Source organism: Roseovarius sp. JB2-10 (genome assembly GCF_055693585.1).
In genome coordinates, this window is record NZ_CM146337.1 from 668,870 (window position 1) to 692,892 (window position 24,023).

Annotated in this window: 14 protein-coding genes, 3 tRNA genes, 3 rRNA genes and 1 pseudogene; 6 read left to right on the top strand and 15 right to left on the bottom strand. The window is 54.8% G+C overall.

The window, feature by feature from the left end:
• Positions 1-15 precede the first annotated feature (15 nt).
• Both ACZ1HJ_RS03340 and ACZ1HJ_RS03345 read left to right on the top strand, forming a co-directional pair.
• On the top strand, positions 16-1,107 hold the full coding sequence (locus ACZ1HJ_RS03340) for a CaiB/BaiF CoA transferase family protein (protein WP_472720941.1): 1,092 nt from the start codon (positions 16-18) through the stop codon (positions 1,105-1,107).
• Between the two features lie 95 nt (positions 1,108-1,202).
• The gene (locus ACZ1HJ_RS03345; RefSeq protein WP_472720942.1) at positions 1,203-1,889 is read left to right on the top strand and encodes a hypothetical protein; all 687 of its coding nucleotides are present in this window, start codon (positions 1,203-1,205) and stop codon (positions 1,887-1,889) included.
• A 54-nt stretch (positions 1,890-1,943) separates the two neighbouring features.
• Here ACZ1HJ_RS03345 and ACZ1HJ_RS03350 read toward each other — a convergent pair whose 3' ends face one another.
• Positions 1,944-2,195, bottom strand: a complete 252-nt coding sequence (locus ACZ1HJ_RS03350) for a hypothetical protein (RefSeq protein ID WP_472720943.1) — start codon at positions 2,193-2,195, stop codon at positions 1,944-1,946.
• 156 nt (positions 2,196-2,351) lie between these two features.
• Positions 2,352-3,926, bottom strand: coding sequence for a lysine--tRNA ligase (locus tag ACZ1HJ_RS03355; RefSeq protein ID WP_472720944.1), 1,575 nt, complete (start codon positions 3,924-3,926; stop codon positions 2,352-2,354).
• A gap of 119 nt (positions 3,927-4,045) precedes the next feature.
• Here ACZ1HJ_RS03355 and ACZ1HJ_RS03360 point away from each other — a divergent pair, with 119 nt between their 5' ends.
• The 3 genes from ACZ1HJ_RS03360 (at position 4,046) to ACZ1HJ_RS03370 (ending at position 5,273) form a co-directional block, all read left to right on the top strand.
• Complete coding sequence (locus ACZ1HJ_RS03360) at positions 4,046-4,471, top strand: tellurite resistance TerB family protein (RefSeq protein ID WP_472720945.1); 426 nt, start codon at positions 4,046-4,048, stop codon at positions 4,469-4,471.
• A 61-nt stretch (positions 4,472-4,532) separates the two neighbouring features.
• The gene (locus ACZ1HJ_RS03365) at positions 4,533-4,769 is read left to right on the top strand and encodes an Lrp/AsnC ligand binding domain-containing protein (protein WP_472720946.1); all 237 of its coding nucleotides are present in this window, start codon (positions 4,533-4,535) and stop codon (positions 4,767-4,769) included.
• Between the two features lie 18 nt (positions 4,770-4,787).
• The gene (locus ACZ1HJ_RS03370; RefSeq protein WP_472720947.1) at positions 4,788-5,273 is read left to right on the top strand and encodes a flavodoxin family protein; all 486 of its coding nucleotides are present in this window, start codon (positions 4,788-4,790) and stop codon (positions 5,271-5,273) included.
• A gap of 31 nt (positions 5,274-5,304) precedes the next feature.
• On the opposite strand, the gene ACZ1HJ_RS03375 is transcribed toward ACZ1HJ_RS03370, so the two are convergent.
• The 9 genes and pseudogenes from ACZ1HJ_RS03375 to ACZ1HJ_RS03415 form a co-directional block, all read right to left on the bottom strand.
• Positions 5,305-5,381 (bottom strand) — tRNA-Met (locus ACZ1HJ_RS03375).
• Positions 5,382-5,458: 77 nt separating this feature from the next.
• A 5S ribosomal RNA gene (gene rrf, locus ACZ1HJ_RS03380) occupies positions 5,459-5,573 on the bottom strand.
• A gap of 109 nt (positions 5,574-5,682) precedes the next feature.
• Positions 5,683-9,156 (bottom strand): 23S ribosomal RNA (locus ACZ1HJ_RS03385).
• Positions 9,157-9,564: 408 nt separating this feature from the next.
• Positions 9,565-9,640, bottom strand: a tRNA-Ala gene (locus ACZ1HJ_RS03390).
• A 148-nt stretch (positions 9,641-9,788) separates the two neighbouring features.
• Positions 9,789-9,865: transfer RNA gene (locus ACZ1HJ_RS03395), tRNA-Ile, on the bottom strand.
• Positions 9,866-10,008: 143 nt separating this feature from the next.
• Positions 10,009-11,474: ribosomal RNA gene (locus ACZ1HJ_RS03400) — 16S ribosomal RNA — on the bottom strand.
• The 16S, 23S and 5S rRNA genes sit together here with 3 tRNA genes alongside, the layout of an rRNA operon.
• Before the next feature lie 759 nt (positions 11,475-12,233).
• Positions 12,234-12,848, bottom strand: coding sequence for a protein-methionine-sulfoxide reductase heme-binding subunit MsrQ (gene msrQ, locus ACZ1HJ_RS03405; protein WP_472720948.1), 615 nt, complete (start codon positions 12,846-12,848; stop codon positions 12,234-12,236).
• Positions 12,849-12,873: 25 nt separating this feature from the next.
• Positions 12,874-13,797: a protein-methionine-sulfoxide reductase catalytic subunit MsrP gene (gene msrP, locus ACZ1HJ_RS03410; protein ID WP_472720949.1), complete on the bottom strand. Its 924-nt coding sequence runs from the start codon at positions 13,795-13,797 to the stop codon at positions 12,874-12,876.
• 81 nt (positions 13,798-13,878) lie between these two features.
• Positions 13,879-15,371 (bottom strand): annotated as a pseudogene (locus ACZ1HJ_RS03415) (FMN-binding glutamate synthase family protein).
• A 279-nt stretch (positions 15,372-15,650) separates the two neighbouring features.
• Here ACZ1HJ_RS03415 and ACZ1HJ_RS03420 point away from each other — a divergent pair.
• Complete coding sequence (locus tag ACZ1HJ_RS03420; RefSeq protein WP_472720950.1) at positions 15,651-16,130, top strand: fasciclin domain-containing protein; 480 nt, start codon at positions 15,651-15,653, stop codon at positions 16,128-16,130.
• Between the two features lie 46 nt (positions 16,131-16,176).
• Here the strand turns inward: ACZ1HJ_RS03420 and ACZ1HJ_RS03425 are convergent, their stop codons facing one another.
• The 4 genes from ACZ1HJ_RS03425 to clpB all read right to left on the bottom strand — a co-directional run bounded on the left by ACZ1HJ_RS03425 (position 16,177) and on the right by clpB (position 23,795).
• Complete coding sequence (locus ACZ1HJ_RS03425) at positions 16,177-17,829, bottom strand: hypothetical protein (protein ID WP_472720951.1); 1,653 nt, start codon at positions 17,827-17,829, stop codon at positions 16,177-16,179.
• 155 nt (positions 17,830-17,984) lie between these two features.
• Positions 17,985-18,920, bottom strand: coding sequence for a hypothetical protein (locus ACZ1HJ_RS03430; protein WP_472720952.1), 936 nt, complete (start codon positions 18,918-18,920; stop codon positions 17,985-17,987).
• A complete protein-coding gene (locus ACZ1HJ_RS03435; protein WP_472720953.1) occupies positions 18,917-20,944 on the bottom strand; it encodes a glycosyltransferase family 2 protein in 2,028 nt (675 codons plus the stop codon). The genes ACZ1HJ_RS03430 and ACZ1HJ_RS03435 overlap by 4 nt, the downstream gene beginning before the upstream one ends.
• Before the next feature lie 232 nt (positions 20,945-21,176).
• Positions 21,177-23,795: an ATP-dependent chaperone ClpB gene (clpB, locus tag ACZ1HJ_RS03440; RefSeq protein WP_472720954.1), complete on the bottom strand. Its 2,619-nt coding sequence runs from the start codon at positions 23,793-23,795 to the stop codon at positions 21,177-21,179.
• Between the last annotated feature and the right edge of the window lie 228 nt (positions 23,796-24,023).

Below are 24,023 nucleotides of genomic sequence, written 5' to 3' on the forward strand. Positions count from 1 at the left end.
ACAAGGGAGCAGTGGATGTTGGATGGCATTCGAGTGATCGAAATCGAAGGGCTGGGCCCCGGGCCTTTTGCCGCAATGATGTTGGCGGATCTGGGCGCCGAGGTCATTACAATTCATCGCCCCGGATCAGCGCCCGATATCACCGGTGATCCCAGCCTGCTGGATCGCGGGAAAAAATCGATTGTATTGGACCTTAAAGAAAGCGCCGATCTGGCAACTGCGCGCACCCTGATAGATACTGCGGATGCGTTGATCGAAGGGTTCCGCCCGGGTGTCATGGAGCGGTTGGGGCTGGGTCCGGATATGTGCCACACGTCCAACCCGAAATTGGTGTACGGCCGCATGACGGGATGGGGGCAAACCGGACCGCGCGCGCTGACCGCCGGCCATGACTACAATTACATCGCCACCTCGGGCGCGCTTTGGTACACATCTGAGCCTGGAACGCCGCCCATCGCACCGGCTACCATGGTCGGCGACATTGGCGGCGGCGCTCTTTACCTGGTGGCTGGTATTTTGGCGGGCCTTCTGGCGGCCAACCGAACCGGGAAAGGCACGGTTGTCGATGCGGCCATTGTCGACGGGTCTGCCCATATGATGGCGCTCTTGATGGCCATGCAGCCCACAGGCAATTTGAAAACGGAGCGCGGCCAAAGCCTGTTGGACGGGCCGCATTGGTCGCGCAGTTACGCCTGCAAGGATGGCCGGTACCTGAGTGTTCAGTGTCTTGAGCCAAAATTCTATGCCGCGTTTCTGGAGATAATGGACCTCGCGCAAGACCCGGATTTCAGGGATCAGTTCGATCGGTCCCAATGGCCGGGACAGACAACAAAGCTCGCCAAAATACTTGCCGAAAAACCTGTGGCGCATTGGCAGGCGCTGTTTGAAGGATCAGACGCCTGCGTGGCGCCGGTCCTGTCTCCGGTAGAGGCTGAAACCGAGCCGCATATGGCGGCCAGAACCGTTTGGCAGGAGATCAATGGCGCATTGCAACCAGCCCCCGCACCACGATTTGACGGAACGCCCGCGTCCATCGCGCCAGCACCTCAACGCGGACAACACACGGCTGAATTGCTGAACGAACTGGCACAGGCCAAAACCCGATAGGGCAGTTTTGCTCCCATCGCAGCACCATTTTCTGCGCGGTTACTTTCCCTCTCGCGCGGGGGACTTTCTCTTGTTACCTTGCCTGCATGCGCGTGATGTTTGTTCTGTTCTTTCTAACGCTGGCCGCTTGCGGTCGCCCGTTGACGCCCGCGGAGCACGCTTTCGCAAAGCAATTGCACGGACCCACAATCGACACGTCGCGCATCCGATCTGTACATGGCTCACCCGTCGGCAGCGTTACTTTGAAACGTGACAAAAGACCCCGGCTTGCGTGCCGCGAACTGATCCTGCCAGAGCCGGAAACCGAAACCATCACCGTAGCACCGGCCGCGATGGTCATTCATAACCGGATTTTCTATTCCAAAGACTGGTATCTGGAGGATTACCTCCAAGATTACCCAGAGGAATTGAACCTCTTGACCGCAATGCTGTTTGCCCATGAAATTACCCATGTGTGGCAATGGCAGAACCGAGAAAAAACGGGCTATACGCCATTTCGTGCGGCCCGCGAACACAGCGGCAGCGACGATCCTTACCTTTATGACATCAACACACAGACCGATTTTCTGGACTTTGCCTACGAACAGCAGGCCAGCATTGTCGAAGAATATGTCTGCTGCGCCACGTTGGACCCCAATGCCGCCCGAACCAAACGCCTCGAACAGCTCTTGAGCGGGGCCTTCCCACTGCAAAAACTATCCGTGCCGGAGCGTGTACTCCTCCCGTGGGACGGAGTGGAAATCGAAGGTATATGCAGTCGTGGTGAAAACGACGCGGGTTAACCCGGCCTGGGCCGCGTCAACCATCCTTGCATGAGCAGGCTCTGCCAGCCGCGATTACTTCTTGAGACGGCGCAGGCCTTCCTCAACGCAAATGCGGTCCCCTTCGGCAATGGTCATACCGGGCGGGATCGAGATTGCCTCGTCCCAGATTACCTGTTTGGGCTTATAAAGCTGACACGTGACAACGCCCTTGGCCGATTTCACCTGAACCGGTGTAGTTTCATAGTCAGCCGGGTCGATACACCCTGACAATACCAGCGCTCCGGCACAGGCCAGAAATGGTCCAACACGTTTGAATTTGGTCATTTTCTTACTCTCCACTGCTGTAGATAGACGGCCCGATGCCCTTGTCGTGCTCATGGCGCAGTCTTCTCTCGTACCCAATTATCATCGACCCGTTTAGTAACTGTTAACCAAGGCCAGACTGTGTCGCATCTTGGGAAACCGGGCGATATTCGTTTCTCAGGACAGATTGCCCGCCAAGCCGTCGTCAATCAACTGAATGGTTTCCTGCACACCATAGAGTGCTATGAAACCGCCGAAACGAGGGCCCTGACTGGCGCCCAGCAACACCTCATACAGCGCCTTGAACCAATCACGAAGCGGGTCGAAGCGATCGCGCCCAACGGCATAGACGATGGATTGCAAAGTCTCGTCGTCGACATCACCGTCATGGGCCACAAGCGCTGCGCGCAACGCTTCAAAGGCCTCTCGCTCCTGCTCCGTAGGAGCTCGGTAGGTCTTGGTCGGCTTGACGAAGTCGTTGTAATAGCGCACCGCGAAACCCGCCGCCTGGTCCATGTCCGGATTGGTCTCGGCGCTCGCGTCGGGTGCATATCGCTGAATAAAGCCCCAGAGCTTATCCTTGTCCTCTGCGGCCGACACGGACGCCAGGTTCAGCAACATAGAGAACGGCACCACCATATGGCTCTCAGGCACGTCGCCGCCATGTATGTGCCAGACGGGGTTGTTTAACTGTGCTTTCGCATCTTGTGTCGGAAACGCGCGCAGCTGTTGATGATATTCATCCACCGCCTTGGGGATCACATCGAAATGCATCCGTTTTGCTGTTTTTGGCTTTTGATACATGAAATACGACAGGCTTTCGGTCGATGCATAGGTCAGCCATTCATCAATCGACACGCCGTTGCCCGAAGATTTCGAAATCTTCTGACCATTTTCATCTAGGAAAAGCTCATACGAGAAATGCTCGGGCGCCCGCCCGCCAAGCGCCCGGCAGATCGCATCATAGATCTTCTCGTTGGTGGCGTGTTCCTTGCCGTACATTTCGAAATCAACGCCAAGTGCGGCCCACCGCGCACCGAAATCCGGCTTCCATTGCAGCTTCACCTTGCCGCCGGTCACCGGCACGGTCCATTCCTTGCCGTCTTCATCGTCGAAGGTAATGGTATATGTCTCGGCGCACACTTTCTTGAGCGGGACGTAGAGCACTCGACCTGTTTCAGGATGCAGCGGCAGAAAAATCGAATAGGTCGCCGCACGTTCATCGCGCAGGCTTTTGAGCATGATCGCCATGATGTCATCATAGCGGTCCACCGCCCGTTTCAGGATCTCGTCGAACTGCCCCGAATGATAGAATTCACGAGCCGAGTAGAACTCGTAGTCAAAGCCAAATGTATCCAGAAACCGCCGCAGCATGGCATTGTTGTGATCGCCAAAACTGTCATGCGTGCCAAACGGATCGGGAACCGAGGTCAGGGGCATCTGCAAATAGGGTTCCAGTTGCGCCGCATCCGGCACGTTACCCGGCACCTTGCGCATCCCATCCAGATCATCCGAAAAACAGACCAGCTTGGTTGGTATGTCGGAAATCAATTCGAACGCACGTTTGACCATAGACGTGCGGGCGACTTCACCAAAAGTCCCGATATGAGGCAAGCCTGAAGGCCCGTAACCGGTTTCAAACAGCACATAGCCTTTTTCTGGCGGTGCCTTCTGATACCGTTTGAGCACGCGGCGCGCTTCTTCAAAAGGCCAGGCTTTCGATTCCAGTGCAGCGGCGCGCAGTTCGGACATTGGGTAGTCTCCTGATTTTCCGGCGCATTTGTCGCGCGCGGAACACGTCCGCTTCCTATTGCCCACTGGCCAGACAGTCAATATTCTGCACCGCAACACCGGATCGCAAAGGATACCCGATGACCGAACAAATCCAGCACCCGCTGAGCCCTCAAGATTGCCTCGTAGCGGTGATGATTGCAGTTTCGGCCTCGGACGAAGACATACGCACCTCTGAATTGGTCAAAATCGAGGTGGCCGTGAACAACCTCCCGGTCTTCGGCGCTTATGATCTTGATCGCATGCGAGTGATTGCGCAGATGGTTTTTGACCTCTTCAGCGTTGAAGAAGGTCTGGATGCACTTTTCGGGTTGGTCCGCGACAATCTGCCAGAGCACTTGTTTGAAACCGCCTATGCACTGGCCTGCGACGTTGCCGCCGCTGACGGTACACTCGACGAAAGCGAATTGCGCATTCTTGAGGAAATTCGGTACGAACTGAATATCGACAGGCTGCATGCTGCCGCGATTGAACGCGGTGCCCGCGCCCGCCACCTCACAGCCTAGGCCTTTCCTTCAGGCACGGATTGCGGCTTAATGGCCGTCAAAACAAGCGGAAGGATTTCAGATGAACTGTGTCTTTGTGAACATTCGCTGCCAACCGGGAACATCCTACGCTGTTGCCGAGCAGATCGCATTGCGCGAAATTCATTCCGAGCTCTATTCAACCTCGGGCCCGTTTGATCTTCTGCTCAAGCTCTACATTCCAGCGACTGAGGATGTAGGCCACTTTATCAACGAGAAACTACTGGATATTGACGGGATTGAGCGGACCGAGACCACGCTGACCTTCAAGGCGTTTTGAGGCTGGTCGGCGCTTGCCATGGCAGAGCTTCTAATCGTTTATCATTCCCGCACCGGCGGCAGCCGCCAGATGGCCGAAGCCGCCGCAGACGCCGCGCAGGGTGAGGCCAACGTTACGTTGCTGCCCGCAGATGCCGCTGGTCCGGAGGACCTTTTGCGCGCGGATGGGTTTATCTTTTGCGCGCCGGAAAACCTCGCGGCCCTTTCCGGTGTGATGAAGGACTTCTTTGATCGGTGTTACTATCCCGTTCTGGGCCAGATCGAAGGGCGACCCTATGCCCAGATGGTTTGCGCGGGATCCGACGGTGAAAATGCCGTCCGCCAGATCGCCCGGATTGCCCAAGGCTGGCGGCTCAAGGCGGTACAAGAGCCGGTCATCATCTGCACCCATGCACAAACACCCGAAGATATTCTGGCCGAAAAGACGATCCCGAACATGGAGTTGGAGAAGTGCCGGGAGATCGGTCTGAGCCTGGCCGCAGGGCTGAACATGGGCATTTTCTGAGAAAAAAACCGCTCCGAAGAGCGGTGTTTTTTGGTTGCGGGAGCAGGATTTGAACCTGCGACCTTCAGGTTATGAGCCTGACGAGCTACCGGGCTGCTCCATCCCGCGCCAAAAGCGCACCCCAAGTCGAACAGTGATATGGGGCGTCATCGAAAGAGAGATACGTATTTCTAGGGCTTTACTAGGTTTGGCGGTGACCTACTCTCCCACGCCTTAAGACGCAGTACCATCGGCGCTAAGGCACTTAACGGCCGGGTTCGGGATGGGACCGGGTGTTTTGCTCTTGCTATGACCACCAAACCAAGAAAAGTCCTAGAAATCCAAGTCGCGTACACTGTTAAGTGTATGCTTTCGACCAGTCGTCAGCTTCGCGTCCCTCCGGGACGACAAAGTCTGGCTTTTACTGGATCAAATCAAGCCTATCGGACAATTAGTACCGGTCAACTGAACGCATTGCTGCGCTTACATCTCCGGCCTATCGACGTGGTGGTCTACCACGGTCCTCAGGGATACCTTGTTTTGAGGGGGCTTCCCGCTTAGATGCCTTCAGCGGTTATCCTGTCCGATCATAGCTACCCTGCACTGCCGTTGGCACGACAACAGGTCCACCAGTGGATCGTTCACCCCGGTCCTCTCGTACTAGGGGCAACTCCTCTCAAGTATCCTACACCCACGGCAGATAGGGACCGAACTGTCTCACGACGTTCTAAACCCAGCTCACGTACCTCTTTAAACGGCGAACAGCCGTACCCTTGGGACCTGCTCCAGCCCCAGGATGAGATGAGCCGACATCGAGGTGCCAAACACTGCCGTCGATATGGACTCTTGGGCAGTATCAGCCTGTTATCCCCGGCGTACCTTTTATCCGTTGAGCGATGGCCCTTCCACTCGGGACCACCGGATCACTATGGCCGTCTTTCGACTCTGCTCGACTTGTCAGTCTCGCAGTCAGGCTGGCTTCTGCCATTGCACTCAACGAGCGATTTCCGACCGCTCTGAGCCAACCTTCGCGCGCCTCCGTTACGCTTTAGGAGGCGACCGCCCCAGTCAAACTACCCGCCACACAGGGTCCCGGAACCGGATAACGGTCCGCGGTTAGACATCAAGCAGAACAAGGGTGGTATCTCAAGGGAGGCTCCACGATGACTGGCGTCACCGTTTCAAAGCCCACCACCTATCCTGCACATGTTCGGCCTAATGCCAATGTGAAGCTGTAGTAAAGGTGCACGGGGTCTTTCCGTCTAACCGCGGGAAACCTGCATCTTGACAGGTAATTCAATTTCGCTGAGTCGATGTTGGAGACAGCGGGGAAGTCGTTACGCCATTCGTGCAGGTCGGAACTTACCCGACAAGGAATTTCGCTACCTTAGGACCGTTATAGTTACGGCCGCCGTTTACCTGGGCTTCAATTCAAGGCTCTCACCTCTCCTTTTAACCTTCAGGCACCGGGCAGGCGTCAGACCCTATACGTCGTCTTGCGACTTCGCAGAGCCCTGTGTTTTTAGTAAACAGTCGCCACCCCCTGGTTTGTGCCCCCAGCCAATACTTGCGTAGAAACTGGGCCTCCTTCTCGCGAACTTACGGAGGTATTTTGCCGAGTTCCTTCAACATCGTTCTCTCAAGCGCCTTGGTATTCTCTACCAGTCCACCTGTGTTGGTTTAGGGTACGATCTAATGGAGGTGCTATTTCCAGGAACCGATTAACGGCCCACCCAATCCGATAAGGGTGAACAATCTTCACGATCCGTCACATTCCTCCTGGCCTGGGAATATTAACCCAGTTCCCATCGTCTACGCCTTTCGGCCTCGACTTAGGGGTCGGCTTACCCTGCTCAGATTAGCTTTAAGCAGGAACCCTTGGACTTTCGGCGAGAGTGTCTCTCACACTCTTTGTCGCTACTCATGTCATCATTCTCACTAGTGATCTCTCCACGGGATCGCTCACGCGCCCGCTTCATCGAAAGCCTCTCTCCTCCAATGCGGGACGGATCCCGCTAAGGAGGAATGAGACTATGTCACACTACGCTCTGCTACCATGCCTTACGGCATCCTAAGCTTCGGCTCATGGCTTGAGCCCCGTTACATCTTCGCCGCAGGATAACTTATTTAGACCAGTGAGCTGTTACGCTATCTTTAAAGGATGGCTGCTTCTAAGCCAACCTCCTGGTTGTTTTGGTCGTCCCACCTGCTTTCCCACTTAGCCATGAATTGGGGGCCTTAGCTGTAGGTCAGGGTTGTTTCCCTCTCCACTACGGACGTTAGCATCCGCAGTGTGTCTGCCATCTAGTACTCCTCGGTATTCGGAGTTTGGTTAGGATCAGTAAGCCTGTGGGGCCCCATTACCCATCCAGTGCTCTACCCCCGAGGGTATTCGGATGACGCTCTACCTAAATAGATTTCGCAGAGAACCAGCTATCTCCGAGTTTGATTGGCCTTTCACCCCTAGGCACAGCTCATCCCGATCTTTTTCAACAGATGTGGGTTCGGTCCTCCAGTAAGTGTTACCTTACCTTCAACCTGGCCATGCCTAGATCACTCGGTTTCGGGTCTGATCCATCTAACTCATTCGCCCTATTAAGACTCGCTTTCGCTGCGCCTACACCTAACGGCTTAAGCTTGCTAGATAGACCAAGTCGATGACCCATTATACAAAAGGTACGCCGTCACAAGACTGGACACTAATGACAACCGAAGTTGTTGTTTTTGGATTTTGACCGTTACTTGTTGATCGGGAATGAGACCCGAAACTGTACGGTTTCAAGACCGGGGTTGTCGCTGTAGATCCCGAGGTTCGACCGGTGGTCGACGCTCAGGCTCATTTTAACGCCCGCCTTGTTTTTGTATCCAACGGCAAGACCGGATCGGAATTCGATCGGTCCGCCAAGATCGACGCCGTCACCTTCTTCATAAAGGCCCGTCATCGCATGAAGCTCCAGGAACAGGTTATCTTTACGATTGCTCAGTGTGTAGGCATGCCCCACACCGGCCCAAAGTTCACCGTCCGTCGTTGCTGAAACACCCCAAATCCGCTGAAACGGGCCATCTGCATGGCCAGTGTCACGGCGAAAATAGACTTCTTCTCCGACTTCGTTTTCCTGAAAATACGTGCTTCCGACCGAGATGCTATTATAGGCTTGTACATCGTTTTTCGCGATGCAGCCCCCATTCGGGCAATGATTGACACCTGCGTCGATCAATCCTGCTACCAGGAAGACCACTGCAGCTGTTCCATCTGTTATAAAAGCTAGGTCTGACACGTTATGCTCCCTCCGCGATTCATTAATCACGTTCTGAAGCAGATTGTCATTAGAGTCCAGTCAAGCTCCGACTGATTGTAGGCGTTCGGTTTCAGGTACTGTTTCACTCCCCTCGTCGGGGTGCTTTTCACCTTTCCCTCACGGTACTGGTTCACTATCGGTCAGTAAGGAGTACTTAGCCTTCGAAGGTGGTCCTCCGATCTTCAGACAGAATTTCACGTGTTCCGCCCTACTTAATACGTCCAATCATGCTTCATATACGGGGCTATCACCCACTATGGCCGTGCTTCCCAACACGTTCTATTCACAATCATGGCTCGGCTGGTCCCCGTTCGCTCGCCGCTACTAGGGGAGTATCAATTGATTTCCTTTCCTCCGGGTACTTAGATGTTTCAGTTCTCCGGGTTTGCTCTTAAAAACCTATGTATTCAGTTCTTAAGTACCTGTTTCAGCAAGTTATAAGCTGCCCGAAGGCAATTATAACAAACTGTCAGGTGGGTTGCCCCATTCAGAAATCCATGGATCAAAGCTTATTCTCAGCTCCCCATGGCTTATCGCAGAGTATCACGTCTTTCATCGCCTCTTACTGCCAAGGCATTCACCAAACGCCCTTCTCGCGCTTGATTTGATCCAGAAAAAGCAAGACTTGCGTCATGCGCGGAAAACAGAAGCTGGTAAGAAACTGCCCTCCTTATTCTGAACCAAAAGCATACTTTCCCGCACTCTATCAAAGAACCTCATGTCGGTGAGGTCCCCCGTAAGATAGAGTACTTAATGAGCAATCTTGCGATTGCTCGGGTTAGTGTACTTGACTTGGACAACTCTGTTCGTTTCAGCAGGCAGACGCATGTTAGGTCGAGGAAACAACCGTGGCATACGCTCGCTTCGGACCGAAGTCCTCGGCACCAAACTGAGGTTTTCCACTTACTCGCGGAAACCAAACAGTGTTGATATTGTATCTCTCTATACGATGTCAATTCGTCCGATTGGACGGTTAAGAACTGCGAACAGTGCTTAACGGTCAAATCAAGTTATGGTGGAGCCTAGCGGGATCGAACCGCTGACCTCCTGAATGCAAATCAGGCGCTCTCCCATCTGAGCTAAGGCCCCAGTTGAATTTGCGTGGCAAATTCGACAAACGCGGTAAGCGAGTTTTGCGTGCAAAACTTGCGGCGCGCCCGGTGGTTAATGATGGCTCTCGTTGATTTTCAGTGAAAATCAACTGCCGCCTGTCCAATTCGCTTTGCGAAAAGAACGTTGGTGGGTCGAGGAGGACTTGAACCTCCGACCTCACGCTTATCAGGCGTGCGCTCTAACCACCTGAGCTACCGACCCAGACAGGCCGGTAGGGCCTGAAATCAATTCCTGAAGAGATATGAGGACGGCTCGGTCCGTGATGTTGATCGGCTTTGTTTGCCAATCTTCTGCTAAGTGTTCCACGAAGTTGAGCGAACTCAATTTGCTAGGAACATCCTTAGAAAGGAGGTGATCCAGCCGCAGGTTCCCCTACGGCTACCTTGTTACGACTTCACCCCAGTCGCTGAGCTCACCGTGGTCCGCTGCCCCCTCGAAAGGTTGGCGCACGGCCTTCGGGTAAACCCAACTCCCATGGTGTGACGGGCGGTGTGTACAAGGCCCGGGAACGTATTCACCGCGTCATGCTGTTACGCGATTACTAGCGATTCCGACTTCATGGGGTCGAGTTGCAGACCCCAATCCGAACTGAGACAGTTTTTGGGGATTAACCCATTGTCACTGCCATTGTAGCACGTGTGTAGCCCAACCCGTAAGGGCCATGAGGACTTGACGTCATCCACACCTTCCTCCCGCTTATCACGGGCAGTTTCCATAGAGTGCCCAGCCGAACTGCTGGCAACTAGGGATGTGGGTTGCGCTCGTTGCCGGACTTAACCGAACATCTCACGACACGAGCTGACGACAGCCATGCAGCACCTGTCACTGATCCAGCCGAACTGAAGGAAACGATCTCTCGTAACCGCGATCAGGATGTCAAGGGTTGGTAAGGTTCTGCGCGTTGCTTCGAATTAAACCACATGCTCCACCGCTTGTGCGGGCCCCCGTCAATTCCTTTGAGTTTTAATCTTGCGACCGTACTCCCCAGGCGGAATGCTTAATCCGTTAGGTGTGTCACCGAATAGTATACTACCCGACGACTGGCATTCATCGTTTACGGTGTGGACTACCAGGGTATCTAATCCTGTTTGCTCCCCACACTTTCGTACCTCAGCGTCAGTATCGAGCCAGTGAGCCGCCTTCGCCACTGGTGTTCTTCCGAATATCTACGAATTTCACCTCTACACTCGGAGTTCCACTCACCTCTCTCGAACTCTAGACTAGTAGTTTTAGAGGCAGTTCCAGGGTTGAGCCCTGGGATTTCACCCCTAACTTTCTAATCCGCCTACGTACGCTTTACGCCCAGTAATTCCGAACAACGCTAACCCCCTCCGTATTACCGCGGCTGCTGGCACGGAGTTAGCCGGGGTTTCTTTACCAGGTACTGTCATTATCATCCCTGGCGAAAGAGCTTTACGACCCTAAGGCCTTCATCACTCACGCGGCATGGCTAGATCAGGCTTGCGCCCATTGTCTAAGATTCCCCACTGCTGCCTCCCGTAGGAGTCTGGGCCGTGTCTCAGTCCCAGTGTTGCTGATCATCCTCTAAAACCAGCTATAGATCGTAGACTTGGTAGGCCGTTACCCCACCAACTATCTAATCTAACGCGGGCCGATCCTTCTCCGATAAATCTTTCCCCCGAAGGGCGTATACGGTATTACTCATCGTTTCCAATGGCTATTCCGTAGAAAAGGGTACGTTCCCACGCGTTACTAACCCGTCCGCCGCTCACCCGAAGGTGCGCTCGACTTGCATGTGTTAGGCCTGCCGCCAGCGTTCGTTCTGAGCCAGGATCAAACTCTCAAGTTGAAAAGCTGTTACCAGCTTATCCTTGACGTTCGAACCTCTGCACATATTGATCCGGCCGGCATGACCGGATCGTACTGTCTGTTGTGCTTCTGGTTTCAGAGAAACCGAAAGCCGTCCAAACAGTGAAGCTGTATCTACATGATCGGCCGAAGCCTAGTAGAGCGACATATGTGCAGTTGTTGATCCATCGAATGAACCAAACCGCCCACATATCTCTTCAGATACTATCAATTTCAAAGAGCGTAGAGACAAAATCAACACGAAGCGCCACTATCTTTTGGCGCAACCTGCGTCAGTTACCTCAGTGTTTTTTGCCCGGCGTCCCTTGCGAGTGTGTCCCGCTTATTCCGTCTGGCGTCCCGTTGGTGCATCTCTGCGCCGCCGGTGAAGGGGTATTTACGGATTGCCGTGCTGACCCGCAACCCCTTTTTTTGGTAAACGTCATCTTTTTTTCTTATTTCTATTTTTTAATTTAAAAACAAATACTTGATATGTGATTTTTTCATGGATTTCGGGATTTCAGGTATTTTGCGTTTCTCCCGGCAGGTATAACAACACCAGATATTGGGTTTTCCACCGAGTTATCCCCAATTCAAGGCAGACTCACAGCCTGAGTCTGCCCGTTTTTAGGTGAATCGCTGGCCCATTCCGGACCGCAAATTCAGGAATCGCGCAAAATGCGCCGTCAGATGGTCGAGATCCAGACGTTTTTGAGGAATCACGACATGCGCTGACACCGCCAGTGCCGTCCGGCGCGTGTCAGGTTTTCGCCGACCGGGTTTTGCCCTTGCCTCGCAACAAGAGCAGCACGAGGATGATGCCCAGAAAGATCATTGGTTTGACCTGCCAACCTTTGACCAGCATCACATAATGCACCCCACCCAAAACTGCGGCCGGATAGATAAGTCTGTGCAGCTTGTTCCAACCACTGCGCAACCGGCGCACCGACCAGTCATTCGAGCTGAGCGCCAAAGGCAGCAACAGCACAAATGACGCCATGCCGACAGTGATGTAAGGGCGTTTCAGAATATCCGCCCAGATGCGATCCAACGCCTGCACGTCCAGCACGGCCCATGTCAGTAAATGCACCAATACGAAGAAGAAGCAGCTGACACCAATGGCGCGACGAAACTTCAGTAGGTTGATGCCAACAAAACGCCGCAAGGGGGAAACGGCCAAACCCGCGATCAACAGGTAGAGCGCCGCCTCACCCGTGGCATGCTCCATCGCCTCAACCGGGTTGGGGCCCAGCCCCCCATTGATGCCCTGCCAAAACAACCAACCCGCATATGTGAAACTGCTGGCGTAGATCACCCAGCATGGCACCAAACGAACAGGGGCATTTATGGTTGCGGCTATATCCACGAGCGCCACTTAAGCATCCGATCGCAAAGCGCGATCAATGAAACTCCAAAAGGTCCATGCCATCATAAAGACTGGCAACCTCTTCTTCGTATCCGTTGAACATCAATGTCGGTATCTTGGGCGCGAACAGCCCTTGCCCGATCACCTGTTCATAATCCTGTGCCCACCGCGGATGTGGACGGTTGGGGTTCACGTTCGAGTAAAACCCGTACTCGCGTGCGCTGTATTTGTTCCATGCCGTCGGCGGTTCTTGATCCGTCAGCGTGATCCGCACAATCGACTTGATGGATTTATAGCCATATTTCCATGGCACCACCAAACGCAGCGGCGCACCATTCTGATTGGGAATGTCCTTGCCATAGATACCTGTGGCCATGATGGTCAACGGATGCATCGCCTCATCCAGGCGCAATCCCTCGACATAGGGCCAATCTATGACCGGTTGGCGCATGCCCGGCATTTCCTCAGGGCGCGCCAGAGTTTCGAATGCTACGTATTTGGCCTCACTCTGGACACCAGCCAAAGCCAACAGGTCTGCAAGTTCGAACCCATTCCAGGGCACGACCATCGACCAACGCTCGACACAGCGAAACCGATAAATACGTTCCTCAATCGTCATCTTGGACATGATATCTTCGAACGCATAGTCGCCCGGATTATCCACCAAGCCATCGATTTTGACGCTCCACGGAGTCGTGGTCATCATATGGGCATTTTTAGCGGGATCGCCCTTGCCCGTGCCAAACTCATAAAAGTTATTGTAGCTGGTGATATCTTCCCATGAGTTCGGCTCGCCTATTGGCGGCACCTCAGGGGAAGACGTTGCAAGAACACGTCCGCCGACAGCACCCGCAACAACCGTTCCTGCAGCAGCGGCCAGAAGCCGCCGTCGGTTCAGAAACGCCGTCTCACTGGTCACGTCGCTATCTTTAAGTGTGTTCTTCCAACGGTGGGCCATTTGTCTCTCCAAAAAGGTCCGATCACGCCCTTATATATAGGGTGCTTGAGCATGCGCATAGGCCTGGCAAATGAACCTATATCACGATGGCGTGCCCGGATTGTAACTTGGCCGGGTCTCATTCATGGCAACCGAACTGCCATCTGCCTGCACCAATCGTACGTGACGACGTCGCATTTGACGTGGTTCGGAGACCCCCACGGAATGGGCAATGGTCTCGACTTCCTTGATGATGGATTTGGCGTAATGAGCCACCTTTTCGTATTTGTCTTCGACCACCAGCCCGGCCTGCAAATGAGGATCGTGAGTGGTGATACCGGTAGGACAGGTATTCTTATTGCATTTGAGCGCTTGAATGCAGCCCAGGGAAAACATAAAGCCCCGCGCTGAAGTGACAAAATCAGCACCGGCGCAAAGCGCCCAGGCCACATCGCCCGGATTGACCAGCTTACCTGCAGCAACAATGCGGATACGATCCTTCAATCCATGCCGGTCGCGGAGATCTACCATTAGCGGCAATGCCTCCCGAATGGGCAATCCGACCAAATCCATCAGGGGCATGGGTGCCGCACCGGTACCGCCTTCCCCCCATCAAGCGTGATGAAATCAGGCGCACAGTCCGGGCCACGGGCATTGATCAGATCAAAGAACTCTTCCCAGACATGCGATGTACCGATAACGGTTTTGAACCCGACCGGTTTGCCGGTGACATCGCGGATATGATTGATTAGGTCGATCAGATCACCGAAATCACTCACTTCCGTATGCCTGTTGGGCGACACGCTGGATTGACCGGCCTCAATGCCGCGGATTTCAGCAATCTCGGGAGTGACTTTACTGCCGGGAAGAATACCGCCCTTACCGGGCTTTGCGCCCTGCGCCAGTTTGATCTCGAACATCTTGACGGCAGGCGTTTCGGCAATGGTGCGGAGCCTGCTCTCACTCAATCGCCCGTCTTTGTCCCGCACCCCGTATTTCGCTGTGCCAATCTGAAAGACGATGTCACACCCTCCGTTGAGGTGATAGGGCGACAACCCGCCCTCGCCCGTATTCATCCATATGCCTGCCGTGGCCGCACCGCGGCTCAACGCTTCAACCGCGGGTTTGGAAATGGCCCCAAAACTCATGCCCGAAATGTTGAAAAACGATTTCGCCATATAGGGCGCCGCCGCGGTGGGCCCAATCACCAAAGGCTCTGTCATGGACGATTGGTCACTCAGCGGCGGGAACACCGCATTCACAAAGATCGGCGTGCCTGGAATGCTGAGGTTTCGCGTCGATCCAAAGGCCAGCGTATTGCCTTCGTTCTTAGCGGCATGTTTCACCCAATCCCGCTGTGCCCGGTTGAACGGCAATTCTTCGCGGTCCATGGCAAAGAAATACTGGCGAAAAAACTCACCCAGCGTGGTGAAGAGCCCGCGAAATCGTCCGATCACAGGATAATTCCGTCGGATCGCATCGTCTTTCTGTACGCGGTCGATGATGAACAGCACCAGTGCTGCAATGACGGCGACGCCCACAACGAAAACAAACAACAGCGCCAGAAACTCCAGGGCGTTCATTGCATAGGTCATGTCCATTCGATCCTTTCAACCTCGTCTTCTCGTATCCAGCACTTTGCGTTGGAAAAGCGAGGGTAACAACCCATTCAGAGCGGCACGAAGTGCCCGCCGAATTGCAACGATCAATAACAAATTTGTGAGTGGAAATGGCACAACACAGCGGCTTAGGCGCGCTCCGAATTATGTCAAACCGCATCGGCAGGATTCCCCGCAGATCCAAACCCATGTGCACGCCGTAGAGCGCACAGATGTCAGCAAGACATCGTCCCACATTTCTGAAAGGAAGTAGACATGTTTCGTAGAACTTACCTCGCTCTGACGGCCGCCGCTCTGATCGCGACCCCTGCATTTGCCGGCGATGCCGCCAAAGACATCGTAGACACTGCCGTTGGTGCCGGACAGTTCGAAACGCTGGTCGCTGCCGCAAAGGCCGCTGACCTCGTGGACACATTGAAGGGCGATGGCCCGTTCACCGTTTTCGCACCGACAGATGCGGCCTTTCAGGCCCTGCCGGATGGTACGGTTGAAAGCCTTCTGAAGCCCGAAAACAAGGATCAGCTGGCTGCCATTTTGACCTATCACGTTGTGCCGGGCAAAGTGATGTCAGGCGATCTGACAAACAACATGACGGCCACGACGGCCCAAGGCAGTGACGTAACCATCATGACCGAAGGCGGTGTCACCGTGAACGGAGCAAATGTCGTCAGCGCGGACATCGAAGCATCGAACGGCGTCATTCACGTCATCGACGCCGTAATCCTGCCGGAATAATCCACCCGGCAAAACGATATTGGGGGCGCTGACCTGCGCCCCTTTTTTAACGCTTGTGGATTACTGCCACTTGATCGCGTAATCCTCTGCGGAATTTCACCGGCTCAATGATGCATCCCGAAATGTCATCGCGCAGCGCGTTGAATTCCTCTGCGACCTCAGGGTCAACATGTCTGAACTCACGATCGTTCAGCCAACTGCGGAACAACTGTGAGGTTTTCGTGATTTTCGGATGCTCATACGTTGCGGGCTGATACCGCAAATCCTCAATCACGTAGAGACCGCCCGACTCCATACGCGGAAAAATCTCGAGAAACGCATTTTGCTGATGGTGGCTGGCGTGACTGGCATCATCAATGACAATCGTGGGTGCCGGTGTGATCTCCTCAATGGCGCGGGCAATTTCGGCCCGGTCATCCATGTCGCAACGGTGGAAGGTGAAACGATCATCTTTGAACCAGCTGAAATCCGACACATCCAGCCCGTGAATATGCGCTTTGGTGAAGTATTCCAGCCACATCCGGATGGACGGCGCGTCATTGGTTTCACGGTCTTTGTCGATCCCATGCTCCGGGCCACCAATCAACAAACCCATTTCGAGAAAGTTTATCTTGCGACCCCGGTAGGGATGAAAGAGCATGTGATAAAGTTCGGTGTAGCGATGCTTGGTGGACCCCTTGTCCGACCCATAACGATCGGCAAGATCGGTCATGTTTTCGCCCCCCTTGCCAATCGCAACCCGGGGTGCGGGGGCAGGTTTGGGTTTGCTTTTTTCAGCCTTTGAGACCTTGTCGTCACCCGCCTTTTTCTTGGCTGGTTTCGCGGCGTCGCCGGCCTCTGCTTTGGCCGCATCCAACGCTGCTTTCTCTTCACGCGACAAAACAGGTGCCGCGTCAGTATCGATATTGTGCTTCTTCAAAAGCATATCCATGTAGCTGTCCTCGCCCGGCAATCCGCCCCGATTAGAAAGAAATTCACGCACACGGCGGCCATAAAAATGGATCGAATAGGTATTGGGCGTCAAAACCTCTTCGACCTTGTCGCGCAACCGGCGTTGCATCAATTGCCGACGCTGCCGGAATCCAACCGGATACAACCCTTCAATCGGCAGCGCGTATTTGGCCTCGCCAGTTTTTTGCAGATAATGCGTTACCGCATGCGGGCCCCATACGCCCCACGCCATCTCGCTGACATGTTCTGGCGTCCCGCTTTCCTTGAGAGCTTCAAGCCGTGCGCGCTCTTCCGGACCCGCCCATTCCGGGATGCCAAACTCGTCCTCTGTCATTTCCAGCAATTGGCCCAGCGCATCACTGTCCGGCGGCAATCCCAACACCCCGCCATTGATGTGCCGTTTGCTCTCCCAGCCAAAGAAATGGCCGGTTTCGCTCTCAAAAGCTTTGACGCAATACGCGTCCAGATCAGCCCAGATCATACGGTCATTCTGTTGCAGCAGGTGATACCGGAAAACATCCGAAAACAACGCAAAACTACCCGTGCGACCATGCTGGATGAACCTGTCGATCTTGAGCACGCTATCGCCATGTATCAGCTCGACGCCTTCGGGAACATTCTGCACATCTTTATAGTGGTAGAGCTTCACATGGTGACCGGCGTCCAGAAAGGATTGCGCGCAGAGCACTTCGACATAGCTCAGCGCTCCTTCGACCCATAACATGCCGATTTCATGATCTCTGCTCATTTTTGCCCTCACTCAGTTGATGCGTTTTGCCCGAAGGGACGCACCTTTTTTGGTCACTTGTACGTGTCGCGATGGACCCGCGCAATCATCCGTTGGCATACCACACCGCCCGCGTGTCTCACGCGCACCAGAACCGGGCGGACACACATCGCCCATCACGTGCCGTCCGGCCCCAGGACCGTAATCGCAGGGTTTGCACGGATATCACGTATGTCATTTTCATAGGTGCGGGTCAGATGCGCCCGCTCGCGGTCCGTCCAAGGATCGTAACTGCCAAACTCCGGGCCGCGCGGGTATTTCTCCTGTAGCGCCACGCGTTCATTCAGGGCAAATTCTGCCCCCTTGGAATGGATAAGCGTCAAGAGTTCGGCCACCGCACGGCCAGACGCCGTTGGGCGCTTGTTTGTGTCCTTGGGCGCTTTCAGTTTTGATACATCAACCTCAGAGCCGCAGAGCAAAGCCATGATGTCCCCATCCAGCTCACGGAAGTCTTCGTATTTCCAGATCGTGATCTTGGCCTCTGGGAAAAACGTAACGATCGACTTCAGGATGTTGTGCCAGCTGGGCATGTTCTCCAGAACATTTCGGCGCATAATGGCCTCGTCGATAAACCACCGTCCCTGCACAGATCGAAGATACTCTACGTAAGCCGACGCGAAAAAATCCGCGTAGTTTCGCACACCCAGATACACTTCTGCCACCGGGTGCGGAAATTGCGCTGAAAAGACTTCGATCAGCTTTCGCCGCCAGCGATACAAGACACCGCGCTTCACGCAATGCCCGCAATGACCGGCCATATTTTCGTCTGACAGGATGATCCGGTCGGCTGGCTCCGACAGCACTTCATCGAAAAACTGTGCGGTCATCGCCGAAAGCTCATCACCGGTGATCTTGGGATCCCAATCCATGCCAATTGACGTGTAGACATTGCATTGAACCGGGACAGTCAGCCGTTTGCGCGTGTCACGGTGATGCAGGTAATGCACGCCATTGCGGCTCAGCATTTTGGCATTGCGTGCCAGCAAGGACTGAATATGACTGGTGGCCGTTTTGTGAAAGCCACCATGCAAAACCAGCGTCGGTTGGCTCATCCGACCTCAAGGTCCTGCATCAGCTGATCCCGGTCGACCGGCAATTCCCCCGGCCGGTTGATGGTTTGCAACAGACCGTGCAAATTAGCCCACTCCTTGCTGGATTTGAGCTTCTTGATTTTCGCCCGGTGCCATTTGCATGCGGCCGCGTGAAGCGCTGCCAGCTCAGGGTCGGCCAGCAGGGTGCTCAACTCTTGTTTGGTGCGCTCAACCGTCCCCAACAGGCTGTCGTCTTTTTCCATATTGAGGTTCATATCCGCCCAATAGGCGACGCCCTGGTCCCGGTCGATATGGTTGGTACGTCCCCTGTCGCGTTTGACCAGAAAACTATCGACCGAGCGCACCGCATAGTGGTGCAATCGCGCAAATTCATTGCCAAAATTGGGGTGTGCTGACCAGCCGCCATTATAGTATTTTTCCGGCATCTCCTTGCCGCTGGAATCCTTCCAGACAAACCCTTCGGGTCGATCTTCGAATTTCGGGCGATGCACACCAAACTTGCGGATATTCTCCGACGGGCGGAACATCGTTTTCAGCCCCAACGCGCGGTACTTGGCCCGAAAGTTCTCTGGCGCACTCCAAACAAACTGCTCTGTGATCAGCTGGTCATTATAGGCAACCTGATCACCACAGCCGAAGAGTTTCCAACACAGCGAAATCGCATCGGCTTCGCCAACGGCGTCAAAGAGGGCATCCAGCGTTCCGTCGCCCGTGCGCACATTCAGGAACTCGTCGCAATCCGCGCAAATCACCCAGTCACAATTGCGGTAGACTTCCTGTTTCAAGGCCCGCCGTAGCGCCACCCGCTGCGGACTGGCCCCCGGCTTGAACTTGTTCTCGACATGTTTAGCAATGCCAAGTTGTTCCAGCCGGATGGCAATCGCATCTGTGCCGTCATCACAATCGTTGGTGTAAATCAGAAAATCCGTGAACCCGATCGCGCGGTTATAGGCCACCCATTCCAACATAAAGGGGGCTTCGTTTTTCATCGTGGTGATCACAGCGCGGCGGCCCGTGTTCTTACGCAGCATTTTGCCGGGAGCCTGCTGTGTCTTTGGGGCGGGCGCGGCAGCTTCAATTTCTTTTTTGTCTGTAGATTCTTTTGCTGCCGTCACCTCAACAGAGTCATCTTCTGTCGCGGCTTGGCTCTTGCGTTTGAGCATGCGACGTCGGAACGCCACGTCTATCGCTTCGGATAGCTCTGTCCGCCCCAGATCTCGAAAGTACGATGACAACGATCCGCGATACCACGGCAGGTATCGGCGTTCACGATAGAGCTGGTAAAACGCAAGTGGCGTCAGTTCATCAAATATGCAATGCCGCATGACCGGCTTCAGCGCGCCGATCTTGCGCAAAAACACAGCTGTTTTGTGGTTGGAAAACCAGCAGTTGAAGATACGAACATTGTCGCCAGAAAACCGGTCAATATGTTGCTGGTCCAACGCGTGATAGGGATCATAGAAAATGTTCACGCAACCCAGTTTCTTGGTCAGTTTCGCGGCATCCCCCAAGGGCAGTTTCCAATCCTGCCGCCGCCCGTTTTCGTATCGCGTCTCCCAAGGCACCAATTCGGGATCAAGCGTACTTTGCGGGTTGATCGACACGACATGCGCATCCGGCACCAGCGACCCAAACGCAATCGCTGCATAGCCGCCCATTGAGACACCAGCAAAAACAACGCGGTCATACCCGTCGAAAAAACCGTCCTTTTTCAGTTTCTTTATCCGGTCGATCAGGTCCGGATCACGGTACCAGTCGCTGACATGCGCCATCACGCCCAGATGCGAAATGTTTTCGTCCTGTGCAAATTTATAGGCCCAGGGCTCACGCTCGACAGAACGATCACCGACGTTTGACAGATTATCGAAAGTGACCAACAGCCGGTTCACCGGGCGCCGGACGAACATCAGGCTGTGCCGCAGACGTTTTTCCAAAAACCCTTCGCCATCACCGCCAGGCCGAAGCGCATCAAGCCAGCGCGGCATGGGCTGGGCGTCTTCTGTTGCAGTAGGCTGCTCTGCCATCGCTCTATCTTTGTTCTTTGTTATCTGGCCGTCCGCGTCCGAACAGGCGGTTCCAGTATAGGCTTTGAGTTTAGAAACACGCAACAACTCTATCGGATACCCGTGATTGTTTCGAAAATTGAAACGACTTCTTTTTGAAGCGGCCGTGGGAAGCAGCGCAGGTTGCGCAAACCCACACTTTCAACTCAGCAAGAAAAAACCCCGCGCCATCCAGCACGGGGTTTCCAAAATTTTAATGAACGACGGCATCTTCTGGCGGCGGCCGACCCGACGAGCCGACACGGTCGCCCACAATCAGACCGTCGGCACCAGCACTGACCGGCACGACCGAGCCATCCAGAACGTCGCCAGCCAATAACATCTCGGCCAGTGGGTCCTGAATGGCCTTCTGGATCACACGCTTCAGCGGGCGGGCCCCAAAGACCGGATCATACCCTTCATCCGCCAGCCATTTTCGGGCGGCTTCATCCAGATCAAGCGATATGTTACGGGCGGCCAGACGTTTGGCCAATCGCGCCAGTTGAATATCAACGATCCCATCCATGTCCGCCCGTGCGAGACGGTCAAAAATGATGGTTTCGTCAAGACGGTTCAAAAACTCAGGCCGGAAATGGGCACGAACCGCATCCATCACATCGCGTTTCGCGTCCGAGGCGTCGGCACCGTCCGGCAACTGACTGAGGGCCTGAGCCCCCAGATTGGAGGTCAGAACAATCAGCGTCTGTTTGAAATCGACCGTGCGCCCCTGACCATCGGTCAGCACACCATCATCCAATACCTGCAACAGCACATTGAACACATCAGGATGCGCTTTCTCGACCTCGTCGAACAGAACCACCTGATAGGGTCTGCGCCGCACCGCTTCGGTCAACACGCCACCTTCATCATAGCCCACATACCCCGGAGGGGCGCCGATCAGACGTGCCACGGCATGTTTCTCCATGAATTCACTCATATCGATCCGCACCATCGCGCTATCGTCATCAAAGAGGAACTCCGCCACCGCTTTGGTCAATTCGGTCTTGCCCACACCCGTTGGCCCCAGAAACAGGAACGACCCCAAAGGCCGCCCTTCATCGTTGAGGCCCGCACGGGCACGACGCACCGCATTGGCGACGGCTTTGACGGCACTGTGCTGGCCGATGACACGCTTGTGCAGGCCATCTTCCATGCCCAGCAACTTTTCGCGCTCGCCCTCCAGCATCTTGGCGGTCGGAATACCGGTCCAACGCTCGACCACCTGTGCGATCTGCTCGGGACGCACGGCCTCTTCAACCATAACACCGTCTTCCTCGGCTTCCTCCGCCTCGGTCAGTTGCTTTTCCAAACCCGGGATGACGCCGTAGGACAGCTCACCCGCCTTGGCCAGATCACCCTCGCGTTTGGCAATCTCCAGCGCGGCGCGGGCACGGTCCAACTGTTCCTTGATATCGCGGGCACCCGCCAGCTTGTCACGCTCAGATTGCCATTGCGCTGTCATCTCGGATGACCGCTCCTGCAACTCGGACAATTCCTTTTCAAGCTTGTCCAACCGCTGCTTGGAGGCCGCATCATCCTCACGGCGCAACGCTTCAGCCTCGATCTGCTTTTGCAAGATCTCACGGTCGAGCGCATCCAGTTCTTCTGGTTTGCTGTCCACTTCCATGCGCAACCGGCTGGCGGCCTCATCCATCAAATCGATGGCCTTATCGGGCAAAAACCGGTCCGTGATGTAACGGTGGCTTAGCGTGGCCGCCGCAACAAGAGCGCTGTCGCTGACCCGCACACCATGGTGCAGTTCGTATTTTTCCTTGATGCCACGCAGAATGCTGATCGTATCCTCAACGGTCGGCTCTTCCACCAAAACCGGCTGGAAACGACGCGCCAACGCTGCGTCTTTCTCGACATGCTTTCGGTACTCATCCAGCGTCGTGGCACCGACACAGTGCAATTCGCCGCGCGCCAGCGCAGGTTTGATCAGGTTGGCGGCATCCATGGCACCGTCGCCTTTGCCGGCACCCACAAGCACATGCATCTCGTCGATGAACAAAATGATCTCACCTGCGGCGGCGGTCACCTCGTTCAGAACCGCTTTCAGACGTTCTTCGAACTCACCACGGTACTTCGCACCGGCAATCAACGCGCCCATGTCCAGAGACAGCAAGCGTTTGTTGGCCAGGCTTTCGGGCACATCGCCATTAACGATGCGCAACGCCAAGCCTTCGGCAATTGCAGTTTTACCGACGCCCGGTTCGCCAATCAGAACCGGATTATTCTTCGTTCGGCGGCTCAGCACCTGCATGGCGCGGCGAATTTCATCATCCCGGCCGATAATCGGATCAATTTTGCCCGACTCTGCTGCAGTGGTCAGATCATGCGCGTATTTTTCGAGCGCTTCATATGTGTCTTCCGCGCTCGCTGTGTCGGCCTTGCGGCCCTTCCGGATATCGTTGATCGCCTCATTCAGTTTCTGCGCCGTCACAGCACCCGCATCCAACGCGTCTTTGGCAGGGGATTTGACCACGGCCAGCGCCGTCAGCAAGCGTTCGACGGTAACAAAGCTGTCTTTGGCCTTGGTCGAAAGCTTTTCTGCCTCTGCCAACACCTTGCCGGTCTGCTGATCCATATATGTTTGCCCGGCATCACCACCGACCTGCGGGATCTTACCCATCGCAACGTCCAGCGCCTCAGTCACGCGTTCAGGCGCGCCACCAGCACGCTTGATCAGGTTGCTTGCCAACCCTTCAGTGTCATCCATCAATGCTTTCAGTAAATGCTCGGGCGCCAGCTTCTGGTGGCTCTCCCGCATCGCGATCGTTTGAGCGGCCTGAATAAAGCCGCGCGACCGCTCCGTGAACTTCGACAAGTCCATGGGCTTTCTCCTTTTAACAAGCGTTATCCCGGTGGCGCACCCTTCAATAGGCATACGCCGGTCGGAAACCTTATCTCATAAATGGGTAACGAGCCCGTTATCTTCAAGCCACCCTGCCCGCAAATTCTTTCACGGGTAAACATTTCCGTGATTCCCCCTTGGACTGTCACGCGGGCGTCATACTTATCCCCATAGTTATCCACAGGCCCGCAGAGGCCCGAGCAAAAG

What these genes read in the sequence shown, in the direction of transcription:
- ACZ1HJ_RS03340 (WP_472720941.1), top strand. Translation starts at nt 16, where the DNA reads ATGTTGGATGGCATTCGAGTGATCGAAATCGAAGGGCTGGGCCCCGGG.
- ACZ1HJ_RS03345 (WP_472720942.1), top strand. Translation starts at nt 1,203, where the DNA reads ATGTTTGTTCTGTTCTTTCTAACGCTGGCCGCTTGCGGTCGCCCGTTG.
- ACZ1HJ_RS03350 (WP_472720943.1), bottom strand. Translation starts at nt 2,195, where the DNA reads ATGACCAAATTCAAACGTGTTGGACCATTTCTGGCCTGTGCCGGAGCG.
- ACZ1HJ_RS03355 (WP_472720944.1), bottom strand. Translation starts at nt 3,926, where the DNA reads ATGTCCGAACTGCGCGCCGCTGCACTGGAATCGAAAGCCTGGCCTTTT.
- ACZ1HJ_RS03360 (WP_472720945.1), top strand. Translation starts at nt 4,046, where the DNA reads ATGACCGAACAAATCCAGCACCCGCTGAGCCCTCAAGATTGCCTCGTA.
- ACZ1HJ_RS03365 (WP_472720946.1), top strand. Translation starts at nt 4,533, where the DNA reads ATGAACTGTGTCTTTGTGAACATTCGCTGCCAACCGGGAACATCCTAC.
- ACZ1HJ_RS03370 (WP_472720947.1), top strand. Translation starts at nt 4,788, where the DNA reads ATGGCAGAGCTTCTAATCGTTTATCATTCCCGCACCGGCGGCAGCCGC.
- msrP (WP_472720949.1), bottom strand. Translation starts at nt 13,797, where the DNA reads ATGGCCCACCGTTGGAAGAACACACTTAAAGATAGCGACGTGACCAGT.
- ACZ1HJ_RS03420 (WP_472720950.1), top strand. Translation starts at nt 15,651, where the DNA reads ATGTTTCGTAGAACTTACCTCGCTCTGACGGCCGCCGCTCTGATCGCG.
- ACZ1HJ_RS03425 (WP_472720951.1), bottom strand. Translation starts at nt 17,829, where the DNA reads ATGAGCAGAGATCATGAAATCGGCATGTTATGGGTCGAAGGAGCGCTG.
- ACZ1HJ_RS03430 (WP_472720952.1), bottom strand. Translation starts at nt 18,920, where the DNA reads ATGAGCCAACCGACGCTGGTTTTGCATGGTGGCTTTCACAAAACGGCC.
- ACZ1HJ_RS03435 (WP_472720953.1), bottom strand. Translation starts at nt 20,944, where the DNA reads ATGGCAGAGCAGCCTACTGCAACAGAAGACGCCCAGCCCATGCCGCGC.
- clpB (WP_472720954.1), bottom strand. Translation starts at nt 23,795, where the DNA reads ATGGACTTGTCGAAGTTCACGGAGCGGTCGCGCGGCTTTATTCAGGCC.